Source organism: Bacteroides sp. MSK.20.82, from assembly GCF_019052485.1.
Classification (GTDB): domain Bacteria; phylum Bacteroidota; class Bacteroidia; order Bacteroidales; family Bacteroidaceae; genus Bacteroides; species Bacteroides thetaiotaomicron.
In genome coordinates this window covers 27462-39797 of record NZ_JAHQUN010000012.1, presented here as the reverse complement: position 1 = coordinate 39797, position 12336 = coordinate 27462, and the positions used below count along the sequence as shown (strand labels likewise).

Sequence of the window (12336 nt, the reverse complement as noted above, 5' to 3'; positions counted from 1 at the left end):
CCTCCCCCAATCAGTAAGCGGTACATTGATTATTATTCTTCCTCTTCGTAAGTCTGATAAAGAAAATCGTTATAGGGGTACTTTTGAACATGCAATTCTTTCACTCGCTGATAAACTACATCTTTCAGTTCGTCTATATTGATTCGTTCGCGGGCGGAAATAAAGAGGCAGTTGTCTTCCATCTTTGCCATCCACGTCTTCATCAGTTCTTCGAGTGTTAAGTTTTCCTTTGTTCGGGGGGTAAGGTCGTCCGGCGCTTTCTCCACGTAGGTGTAGGCGTCTATTTTATTGAATATAAGTATCATGGGTTTGCCACCGCCGCCAATGTCGGCAAGTGTCTTGTTCACCACTTCGATCTGTTCTTCAAATCCGGGGTGAGAGATGTCTACTACATGCACCAGTAAATCGGCTTCACGCACCTCATCCAAAGTCGATTTGAATGAGTCTACCAGATCAGTGGGCAACTTACGGATAAATCCGACCGTGTCCGACAGAAGAAATGGTAGGTTATCGATGATCACTTTGCGTACCGTTGTATCAAGCGTAGCGAACAGCTTGTTTTCGGCAAACACTTCGCTCTTTGACAGCAAGTTCATGATGGTCGATTTTCCAACGTTTGTATAGCCGACCAATGCGACACGGATCATACGTCCGCGATTCTTGCGCTGAGTGGCTTTCTGTTTGTCTATTTCCGCCAGACGTTCTTTCAACAGTGACATACGGTTGAGGATGATACGGCGGTCCATTTCGAGCTGCGTTTCACCCGGTCCGCGAAGTCCCACAGAACCTCCTTTACCGCTTCCGCTACCGGAGCCACCACCCTGACGTTCCAAGTGGGTCCAGAGTCGTTGCAAACGCGGTAACATGTATTTGTACTGAGCCAGTTCCACCTGCGTTTTCGCATTGGCAGTCTGTGCACGCATCGCAAATATATCGAGGATCAATGAAGTACGGTCTAGTATCTTTACTTTCAGTTCGGCTTCAATGTTACGTATTTGTTTCGCGGAAAGTTCATCGTCAAAGATGACCATTCCCACTTCACGTTCTTCTTCCTCTTCTGTCCGTATATATTGTCTGATCTCTTCCAGTTTTCCTTTTCCGACATAAGTAACCGAATTGGCTGTCGGTAATTTCTGTGTAAATCGTTTCACTACCTCCGCCCCAGCCGTCTCAGCAAGGAAAGCCAATTCATCCAGATACTCGTTCGTTTTCCGCTCATCCTGCATCTGGGTAATGAGTCCGACAAGTACTGCGGTTTCTACTTTGGCTTCGGATATTATAAATTCTTTCATTCTTTAACTTCTACTATATAAATCTAAATATGGTCGCAAATATAACAAAAAAAAAGAGGACAATGTTGTATTGTCCTCTTTTTCGTAACCATTTATAGTAATTCAATTATAAATCAAACCATAACTTTTCCCAAATCTTCGGAGATTCTTTCGGTGCATTGATATTAGCAGTCATCTCTTCCGGGCTATACTCCCATCTTCTGATCAGTTCTTTTGAAGTTGCATCTTCCGGCACTTGTAAGGTCGGGACTTCATTTCCAGCAGTACCAGAACGTCTCCACTGTACAAACTCCTCAAACGGACGATCCATTAAATCAATCCACTGCTGCATATGAATCTCATACAGTGCTTTCTCCTGAGTCAGCGCTGTCAATTCCGGCAAACCTGTAACATATGTATCAATATCCGCTTCCGCTACTCCATAAAATGCACATGCTTCCCGAATGCCTTTCTTATACAATTCATTAGCCTTCGACAAATTCTGAGCAACTCCCAAACCGCGCGCATAAGCTTCCGCTTCCAGAAGCAACTGCTCCTGGCAAGAGTATATTAACTCCGGTGCATCTTTTCTGAAAAGATAACTGCTCACAACAGATGATAACATATTATCTTTGTCATCAGTAACAGCAGGTTCACGGTTACCTAAGCCTCTATATACACCGTCGGCACCCGGTTCAAAATAACAAGGAATACGGGGGTCATTACGTTCCTGCATCGGCTTCAGCATATAGTTGCTGGCAAAAAACAATATCTGTGTACCGCCAACCAATTCTATAAGTTCATACTTAGGATTCTGGTTACCCGGTTCTGCAGAATAAGGGAACACCAAATTATCTGATGCTGATGATACCATGCCTCCAGCCTGTAACAACGTACCAATGGCAGTAGCTTTAGAAGGATCTTTGTCCACCATAACCATCAGTGTTCTGAACTTTAAAGATTTGGCCAAAGTCATCCATTTATTCATATCACCTTTATAATAGATATCGTATTCATCAATCGCATTGGCATCATTCAAATCCATGATCTGCAGTGCTTCATCAAGCAATGACAACACCCCATTCAATACACTTTCCTGAGAATCAAATTTCGGATACTTAATTGTTCCGTTCCAAGATTCAGTGAAAGGGATATCCCCCCATAGCATCGTCGCTTCATACATATGTTCAGCCAACAGAATCTTACACTGTGCAATAGCATTGTGATTCACCGGATCTGCTTCTTCCGCATTTTTAATAGCCAGCATCAAGTTATTACCACCGACAGAGTAGTAATGTTTCCACGTATTTCCTGTACTATAAGGGGAAATGGTATATACCGATTCATCCCAGCCACCATAATCAAGTCCACCATCAACCTGACACTGTGAACTCATTGATAACGGAATATAGAAGTCACCACCGGTACGTGTTCCGGCCCAGTTTACGGCTACATAGTTAAACAAATATCCGGGATCAACTTTCTCGGCAGTATTGGGGTCATGGTTGATATCAAGCCAGTCGCTGCATGAAGTAAATAACCCACATGTCAAAGCGCTCAATGCATATGCTAATATTTTCTTTTTCATAATCATGTTCGTTTAATTCTTACAATGTTAGTCTGAGATTAAATCCGAAACTTCTGGTAGAAGGGATACTGTTAAACTCTACACCGCCTCCGATCTGAGAAGGACCGAAGAAGTTAGCTTCCGGATCAATATGCGGCACATGATCTTTGATGATCCATAAGTTACGTGCCTCGAAGCCTAAATCCAATGATTTAACAAAGAAACTCTTAAACCATTTACGCGGAAAACTATAGGACAATTGCACTTCTCTAAGTTTCACAAATGATGCATTATAGATATTTCCTTCATTATTACTGGAGTTCGCCACATGCTGCCAGTAGTCCTGCATACTCTTCACCGGAACATCATTAGGTCTGTAAGTTCCGTCATCCTGAAGAATAACACCCGGTTCAATAAAAGAGGCATCTTCACGGTGAGCCACTGTTTCTGCAGCCAAACCACTGCTTCTCAAATTAGCTACTGTTTCCGAATATAAGGAACCTCCATGACGGATATCAATCAAGAAACTAAAAGTCAGCCCTTTATAAGTAAGTGTATTGTTGATACCCATTGTAAAGTCAGGATAAACGTCTCCCAAACGTACGTTATTGACTGTTTCTCTCAAACCTGTCTTAGAGTTAATTACATAATTACCTTGATCATCACGCTTCCAGGCAGTACCGTACAAACCGAACGAATCACCTTTGGCAGCCTTAATCTGCAAACCACTCAATCCGCTAGTCAATGTATATTCATCAAGTCCTTCAGCCAACTCTTCTACAGTCTGCTTATTAGAAGCAAACGTTGCATCCAAGTCCCATTTAAAGTTACGTGTTTCTACAGGAGTCAAGCCCAAAGTTACTTCGACACCCTTATTGGCAATCTTTCCGGCATTGATATTATTAGCAAAGTAACCTGTTGATAACGGGACATCAATACTTACAATCTGATTCTTTGTGATATTGCTATAATAAGTCATATCCAAACGAATCTTTCCACCAAAAAAACGTAAATCAGCTCCGACTTCGAATGAACTTTGGTTCTGAGGTTTCAAGTTTTCATTCGGCAGAACACGAGGCCCGGTAAAACCAACCAGTCCCATGTGTGGGAAAGTATTGACATTACCCAGATATTGCAAAAAGTAAGTACTAGCTGGAGTATATTTAAATGCCAAATTGTACGGATCTTCGTCACTACCCACATTCGCATAACTTAAACGAATCTTACCGTAATTCAGGATGTCTTTATTCTCCATCAATTCTGTGAAAATAAAGCTACCGCTGATAGATGGATAGAAATAAGAACGGTTATTAATAGGCAGAGTAGACGACCAGTCATTACGTCCTGTTACATTAATAAAAAGCATATCTTTGTATCCCAAGCTAATATCTCCGTATAAACCGACAAGACGTTTCTTTTCATAATAATTCACCGGAGTAGTAGATTTCGCATTAGTATATGTATACAATCCGTCAACTACCAGGTTCTGAGCTTGTACATTTTCATTCTTCCATTCTTCCTGATAGAGATTATGACCTACCATCGCCTTAAAATGATAATCATTGGCAAAAGTCTTCTCATAGGAAACCATTAAGTCATTATTTATAATTCTTTTATACAAATTCCAAGTCTGAAACTTACCATTTAAGGCTCCTACAGTACCCTTTGCGTAAAGTTTACGTCTTCCTTCTGTATAGAAGTCAGTTCCGGCATTGTTAGTGATAGTCAATCCTTCAATCGGCTTATAAGTCAATGTGATATTACCGATCATACGATCCAGATTATTGGTAAATTTATTCTTATTAATAATCCAGTACGGATTATTACTTTTGCCTTCCGGATCCAACGTAACCTGTTTGCCATTTTCATCAATCCAGTTCTGCTTAATATCATGAATATCAATCGTTCTTGGCAATCCATTGATTAAAGGAATCAGCAAGTTGCTATCATTTGCCCCCTGTGCCGGACGACCTTCAGAATCTGAACGTATATATTGGGCAGAGATGCGTCCTGTGAAGTTGCTAGTAAAGTTCATACCTGCATTCACAGAGAATGCATATTTGTTATAGTCAGAACCTGGCACAACACCGGTCTGATTAGTAGAAGTAAAGCTCAAACGGAAATCAGCCTTTTCACCACCTCCGGCTACTGACACATTATTAATATAGCTCATTCCGGTTTCATAGAAATCCTTCACATTATCAGGATTTGCTTTCAAGGTCACTTTATCTCCTTTATAATCTGTAAATTGCTGATCTTGTACCGATGAAATCTTCGGTCCCCATCCATTCAGCATTTTTACATTATATACTCCGTAGCTACCTTGTGCATACTCATTCTGGAAATCAGGCAATTTAAGTACATTCTCAAATCGTGTTGAAGAGTTTACCGTAACAAATACCGGTGAATTCTTCTTCCCTTTCTTAGTAGTAATAACAATTGCACCGTCTTTTGCACGCGCTCCATACAATGCAGTTGCAGCTGCCCCCTTCAATACGTTGATAGATTCAATATCGTCAGAGTTGATATCTCCTGCACGGTTACCTACATCGACTATACCATTGGTTCTGTCAGGATTGTAAGAACCATTGTCGATAGGAAGTCCGTCAATAATAAATAAAGGGGAAGAAACTGTGCCAATAGAAGAAGCACCACGAATCTGTATACTTGAACTACCACCTACCGTTCCAGACGACTGTGCAATTTGCAAACCTGCAATCTTACCGGACAATGAATTAAGCACATTACTTTCACGCGCTTTAGTTATCTCATCTCCTTTTACACTGGATACTGCATAACCTAAAGATTTTTCAGATCGCTTAATACCCATAGCTGTTACCACTACCTCTTCAAGATTCTGAGAATCAGACTTTAACAAAACTTTCAAAGTAGGTTTGATTACGACTTCTTGTGTTTGCATACCAATATACGAAATCTGCAAAGTCTTTGCAGAACTAATGGATTTATATATAACTGATAATCAGTTAGGTATATAGGGGATAAATCAGTAACACCAGTCGATATTTTATCAAGCAGAAATAGCTTATATATCTATTTGACAGTTAATTACCCTAATTCAGCTAATGTTTTACTCTCTTTTATGTAATACCACTTCTCTACCGAAATGAAAACTATTTATCTTATAATCAATATTATATCTATAAAACAAGGAGCTATTATAAACAAAAAATAGTATCATGCTATAAGAGGCGCTTTTATTTGTATACAATTAATCAGGTAATGGATGTTGCTAATTAAAAACATTGTCCCATTCATTTTTCTTTTAAAGGCAAGGAAATATTGTAAATATTGGAGACTGCTTATATATTGATCTGTCTTAGTTGAGGTTAGATTGCAAAAAAAGGCTGCTCCGATCATTGGAACAGCCCTCTCTATATTTAAACTCTTCTGTTAAAAATCGTCAGCAGGGAAACCTGTTCGACGGAAGCCTGAAACTTTATAAGTTAATCCATCTTCATCGTCGTCGAATTGTACCATATATACGATACTGTCAGCAGGCATACCACTAGGAGTTGTGGCAGCTTTTTCCAGTACCTTGCCATCAGTTATTTTCACTTTGGATTCATATGTTACATTATCCACAAAGCCTGTTGTCGAGAAAGTCCTCGCTGCATAATTCACGTTTACTTTCAGTTTATATTCCCAGAAGTTTCCTAAATCATCCAGCCACATTTCAGTTTCACTGTTGCTGGCTGTATTGTAAGTACTCATTTGCAGATGTCCTGCTCCAAAAGGATCTTCTACTTCTTTCCCGTCAATAAATGCATTCACTGTCACCCACCAGTCTCCTGCCATTTTTTCAACAGCAGTACCACCTGGTTCTGTATCGTTGTCGCATGCCACGAATGTAAAAGCCAGTGAAGCTAAAAGTAATATCATATATTTCTTCATAATCGTATTTTTATTGTTTTACTATAATGTCAAAAGATAGCTGACCGGCATAAGCAACAGTCCATTTCAGAGTCCCAGTCGCAGGGTCCAATAATGTATTAGTCATTTGATCCATGGAATCTCCCCAACCTGCAACATAACTTTCCAGAGGAGTAATGGTATTATCATCATTCAATTCGAATTTGCCAACCATTGCATAGTCCGGTCCATAGCCAGCACGCTGGTCATACCAGCCTCCTAAGAAATCGCTGATATAAAAAATCCCCGGTTCCATCTGGAAAATCACAATCTCATATCCACTGAAAGCTACCACAGAAGGGGCGGTACGTTTGCTTCCTTCGGCTACGGTATAAATTCCGGATTTCAAAGGAGAAGCAGTATTATCTGCCACATATACTGTTCGTGTAAATGTTTTGGCAAAACCGTCCTCGTTGTATGCCGCATATACTAAATTGTAGATTCCCGGAGTGTTGACATCAACACTACCTTTTATCTGAACAGATTCAGTGATATCCTCTCCGTTCATTTCCGCATAATATCCCGGTTCCACATAAGGCTGTCCTTTTTCCAGAACGATCTTTTCATCACCTTCTCTTTCCAACGTTACAAAATAGGTGACTTTAGAAGTGTCATCTGTTGATTTGTCGCAAGCTCCAAAGACAAACGGCAAACATACTAATATGCTGTATATTATATTTTTCATACGTAAAACTTACTAAGTTATTGGTTACTATTTGATATCCCACCAAACCGGAGTACTTCCCGGTACCCCTGCAGGAGTATTCACATTTTGCTGACGTGCGCTTAATGGATAAGTCATACGTTTCATCAGTCCACCCGCTTCCAGACCATTAGTCCATGGGGCAACTAACTCTCCCGGAGTGTATACTGACTCATTAGCCTGTATCTGTGCTGCTGAATAAGAAGACAGTTTCGGACAATCCGTACGACGAATTTCACTCCATGCTTCCATATGATCCATATAGAAAAGAGATACCCATTTCTGCATATAAATCAAGTTTAACTTGTCTGCCAGTGTAGAAGCAGCAGACCATGCACACGCTCCTTCCAAAATGGTATTCTCTTGACCTGCAAATCCACGAACGGCAAAGTCTGCAGTTACACCTGCTTCATAAGCACTCTTTGCATTCGCATCATCATTGTGAAAACGAGCATATACCTCAGCTATCAGGAATTGTAATTCAGCCTGAGTAAAGAAATAGACAGGTTTTGTGGCCCCGATAGAGTAATCAATCGCACTTACGTTTTTGTTTTTCCAGTTGTCAGTACCCAGAATGCTTTGCATATGTGTTTTTCCTCCGGGAAGTTGACCTACATACTTTCCATCCGCATCTGTTTTACTAATACCATAAGCGATTCGAGGGTCTCCCGTACTGCTTAAATAAGATACTAACGGATAGGCAGCACAATGATTACCGGTCAATCCGACCGCATTCGTATTATACCATGGATTCCGTTTGTCTGTTTCATCCAAGAAACAATCCAGTTTCACGTCACCGGTAAAGAATTCGTTGTTTTGTACTAAGGTCTTCACTTTCTCTGTATACGAAGCCGCATCTATGTTGGCATCAATGAAACGCAGATACATACGGAGGCGAAGAGCATTGGCAAAACCTTTCCATTGAGCGATATTTTTGTTGAATATCAAATCCGGCACATCCATACCACTTCCATCCAAAGCAGCTTCTGCCGCATCTATCTCACCTAATATACCTTTATATACTGTTTCACCCGTATCCCACTTAGGTGTGGCATTGGCATTACCTTGCAGAGCTTCCGAATAAGGTGAGTCACTAGTATTATCTACCATTATCTGAAAGGCATATGCTCTCAGTATGGTAGTAGCGAATCGGTCGGCAGGGTTTGTGGTCTTTTCCAGCACCTGCTTTGCATCTTCCAAAGCTCCTGCAAACAGGATTCTATACGAATAATCCATTTGCTGGGAAGATTCGGTAAATGTATATTCACATAGAGTGTTATACTGATTCGACTCCGGTTTCTGTTCATAGTACTGAGCGAAAAAGCCAGCGTAATTATAAATTTCTCCGCCTACCGCCGAAGCAATGGAAGCACTGATAGAGGGGAATATCAAATCCGCCGTTACCTGATCATTCATCGGGTAGTTCGGGTCGTCATTGATGTTCAGGTCGCAACCTGCAAACAATGCTGTTGTTGCTAATGATGCATATAATAATATTTTTTTCATTTTTATTCCTGTTTAAAATTTAACCATTAAGTTGAAACCGAAACGACGTGAGCTGGGATTAGCCGTGTATTCTCCATAGTTACCTTCAAGGTCATTACCAAATGAAGTCATTTCGGGATCAATAAATGTATTGCTGGATGGAGTCCAGACAAATAAGTTATTGCCATATGCAGACACTTTTACTGCCTGGAAAGGAGTTTTTGCCAACCATCTTTTGGGCAGGTCCCAACCTAATACAACAGAACGAAGCTTGACGTATGATTTGTCTACCAGGAAGCAGCTTCCCATATCAGAACCACCGTCGCCCCAGTATTTATAAATGTTAGAGCTTGTAATAGGAGTTGTATTTTCTACATAAGTAACGTTTTCTCCATTCACTATTTTATTTACTGAGTTAGGAACAATCAAAGGATTACGGTCATTGTAGGCAGTCTGTATCGCGTTACCGGTAAAATAGTTTATATCTTTAGTACGTGAATACATCACTCCGCCCTGACGGATATCAAAATCAATGCCTAAGCTTATACCTTTATATTTCAAGTTAGTAGAAACACCCATTTGATATTTGTTATTCATATCTCCGCAGATTCCGAATTCGCTGGCTTCAACCGGAAGACCTGTTGATGAATTTACTACAATACGTCCTTGCGGATCACGTTCGGCTACCTGAGCCTTGAAAACACCAACAGGCATGCCTGTTATAGCGTACATGCTGGTACCTCCATTGAGCCCATAAATCGTTGTAATGCCACCCAATTCTTCCGGCAAACTGATCACCTTACTCCAGTTCTTTGTGAAGTTCCATGTCAGTTCCCAACTGAAATCTTTTGTTCTTATCGGAGTGCCGCTGATCAGGAGTTCTATACCACGGTTACGAATCTTACCCAGGTTCATATTCTGTGCTGTATAGCCTGAAGCAGGGTCCATAGCCAAAGAGAAAATCTGCTTATCGGTATTCCTATTATAATAAGATACGTCAAAAGAGAGGCGGTTTTTGAAGAAAGCCATATTTAAACCGACTTCAGATTCTGTGGTCATTTCCGGACTTAATGTATTACTTCCGAGTACATTTCCTGCAGAGTAAGCGTTGACACCTCCCAAGGGGAAAGTCAGAGAACCGAAAGGTATTCTATTGGAAGATTGTGCATACACAGGATTAACCATATACACATCAGCATCGTTACCTGTTTTACCCCAGCTGGCGCGTATCTTACCAAAAGTTATCACATCTTGCAGATTGTCATTCAATAATTCGCTGAAAATAAAACTACCGGTAATACCAGGATAGAAGAAACTGCGATTTTCTTTCGGAAGAGTAGAAGACCAGTCATTACGGGCAGTAACCGTTAAATAGAGCATATTCTTCCATGAACCTTCAAACTGTCCGAAAACACCCATCAGACGTCTGAGTTCCATATGCTGTTCTACTATAGGAGTTTTGCCGGAGTTCTTCAGATTAAACCATGTAGGAATCGTTAAATCATTAACTTCTGAATATTGATAAGAGACTTTACGTTCATTGCCATTGAAACCGACCAGTGCATTGATATTAAAATCGTTAACCGGCATATTGAAATTAACCATAATATCCTGGTTTATCTCGCGACGACGGGTTATCTGCTCGGAATATTGTCCGGTTTCACCAGAGAAAGGACTGCTGGAGCCCTGACCTTCTCCATTAGGAGTACCTTCATAATAAAGAGCGTACAGATTCGGTTTTCCTTTGTCACTTTGTCCTGTTGTAGTATCCAAGCCCATACGGTACGTAAACTTGAAGTATTTCAGGAATTCATAATCCAATTGAAATTTTCCGTAGAATCTTTCAGATTCATATTCATTCAAATAGTTATTCAAAATATAATAAGGGTTCATAACTCCGTAGGGGGTATAATAATATCCCGGAGTGTTGAACGGATCATTCTGGTCTTCCAGTCCTATTATGCTGATATCTCTTGGTGTCTGATATAAAGAGTTTAGCATGGACAAACCTTGTCCCGTAGTAGCAAAGTTATTCTTTTGATAAGCGTAATTAAGTGAAGAAGAGAATGTCAACGCTCCTGCCTTATGGCTGCCGCGTGCAGAAAAAGTGTATTTATCGTAGCTGTCGGCATCTGTCGGGATCATACCATCATCGCTGATCTGAGAGAAGGATACATAATAATCACTTTTATCTGTAGCTCCATTGAATGAAAGGCTGTTGCTATATCTGAATCCCGCATCAAAAAAGTCTTTGATGTTATCAGGCATTGCGACATAAGGTTTCAGTTTCTGAGAGTTGTTGTACACATTACCCCACAACTGCATGGAACCATCGAAACGAGGTCCCCAGGAACCGTTCTCCAATTCTGTATGGTTGCCGTTCCATCCCATACCAAACTCATTTTGAAATTCCGGCAGACGCAGAACTGTTGACCACTGAACTCCGCCGTTATACTCGATTCCAACTCCTTTTTCTTTCCGGCCACTTTTGGTAGTAATCATGACTACACCGTTGGCAGCACGGCTACCATACAAAGCAGTAGCCGCAGCACCTTTCAAAATAGTCATGTTTGCCACATCATCCGGATTGATAGCGTTGGCACCGTTTCCAAAATCATATCCGCTATTCAAGCCATCTGTAGAGTATACGGTAGAGTTATTCAAAGGTACTCCATCCACGACATATAGTGGCTGGTTGGTACCGGAGAGTGAGCTAACTCCACGGATAATGACCGAATTAGAGGCTCCGGGGTCAGATGAAGTGCTGGAAATCTGTACACCTGCAATCTTACCTGCCAAGCTTGACATCACATCAGATGTACGGCTTTCCGCGATTTTTTCTCCACCCACTGAAGTCGCAGCATAACCTAATGCTTTTTCAGATCTTTTAATACCCATTGCTGTAACAACAACTTCATCGATCTGTTGAGCATCCGACCTAAGTACTACCTTTAAATTAGGCTTAATCGCTACTTCTTGAGTTTGCATACCGATGTACGAAATTTGCAAAGTCTTTGCAGAACTAATTCTTTATATAAAGTGTTGATTATTATAATAATGAGAAATATAAACCTGATCGTCATATATGTTATTGTATCCATATATAAACGTGATAATCAATTATTTATCAGCATTATAACTACCCTTTTCTTTAACGAATGATACCCTGTTTCTATCCATTTCAATTATTTAGTTCATTCATTATAAGAAAGTTATGTCTTTATTTTATTTATATGAGGTATTATTATTGGATACTATTTTTATATTTCCCGAATATTTCTCACCACCAATCATAATGAATGATTACTTTTTTGGCGTGATAGTAGAAAAAGATCAAATCTGAAGAAAAGCATATTTAGTTATGGTATAATTCAAAATAT

6 protein-coding genes and 1 pseudogene are annotated in these 12336 nt (G+C 40.3%); all 7 read right to left on the bottom strand.

The window, feature by feature from the left end; translation table 11 throughout:
• Window positions 1–32 precede the first annotated feature (32 nt).
• Window positions 33–1292 (bottom strand): GTPase HflX, encoded by a 1260-nt coding sequence (gene hflX / locus KTR07_RS12955; RefSeq protein ID WP_008764021.1) that lies wholly within the window; start codon window positions 1290–1292, stop codon window positions 33–35.
• Between the two features lie 106 nt (window positions 1293–1398).
• On the bottom strand, window positions 1399–2859 hold the full coding sequence (locus tag KTR07_RS12950) for a SusD/RagB family nutrient-binding outer membrane lipoprotein (protein WP_008764022.1): 1461 nt from the start codon (window positions 2857–2859) through the stop codon (window positions 1399–1401).
• Between the two features lie 19 nt (window positions 2860–2878).
• On the bottom strand, window positions 2879–5809 hold the full coding sequence (locus KTR07_RS12945; protein WP_238618409.1) for a SusC/RagA family TonB-linked outer membrane protein: 2931 nt from the start codon (window positions 5807–5809) through the stop codon (window positions 2879–2881).
• Between the two features lie 440 nt (window positions 5810–6249).
• Window positions 6250–6750, bottom strand: coding sequence for a lipid-binding protein (locus tag KTR07_RS12940; RefSeq protein WP_008759578.1), 501 nt, complete (start codon window positions 6748–6750; stop codon window positions 6250–6252).
• 10 nt (window positions 6751–6760) lie between these two features.
• Entirely contained in the window at window positions 6761–7453 is a 693-nt protein-coding gene (locus KTR07_RS12935) for a BT_2262 family domain-containing protein (protein ID WP_113747843.1), read from the bottom strand.
• Between the two features lie 27 nt (window positions 7454–7480).
• Entirely contained in the window at window positions 7481–8977 is a 1497-nt protein-coding gene (locus KTR07_RS12930) for a SusD/RagB family nutrient-binding outer membrane lipoprotein (RefSeq protein ID WP_113747842.1), read from the bottom strand.
• A gap of 12 nt (window positions 8978–8989) precedes the next feature.
• A pseudogene (locus KTR07_RS12925) lies at window positions 8990–11974 on the bottom strand (SusC/RagA family TonB-linked outer membrane protein); the annotation flags it as partial.
• Window positions 11975–12336 lie beyond the last annotated feature (362 nt).

Bases quoted from the DNA above. Each gene is read 5' to 3' on its own strand.
- hflX (WP_008764021.1), bottom strand. From the start codon at position 1,292: ATGAAAGAATTTATAATATCCGAAGCCAAAGTAGAAACCGCAGTACTT.
- KTR07_RS12940 (WP_008759578.1), bottom strand. From the start codon at position 6,750: ATGAAGAAATATATGATATTACTTTTAGCTTCACTGGCTTTTACATTC.
- KTR07_RS12935 (WP_113747843.1), bottom strand. From the start codon at position 7,453: ATGAAAAATATAATATACAGCATATTAGTATGTTTGCCGTTTGTCTTT.
- KTR07_RS12950 (WP_008764022.1), bottom strand. From the start codon at position 2,859: ATGAAAAAGAAAATATTAGCATATGCATTGAGCGCTTTGACATGTGGG.
- KTR07_RS12930 (WP_113747842.1), bottom strand. From the start codon at position 8,977: ATGAAAAAAATATTATTATATGCATCATTAGCAACAACAGCATTGTTT.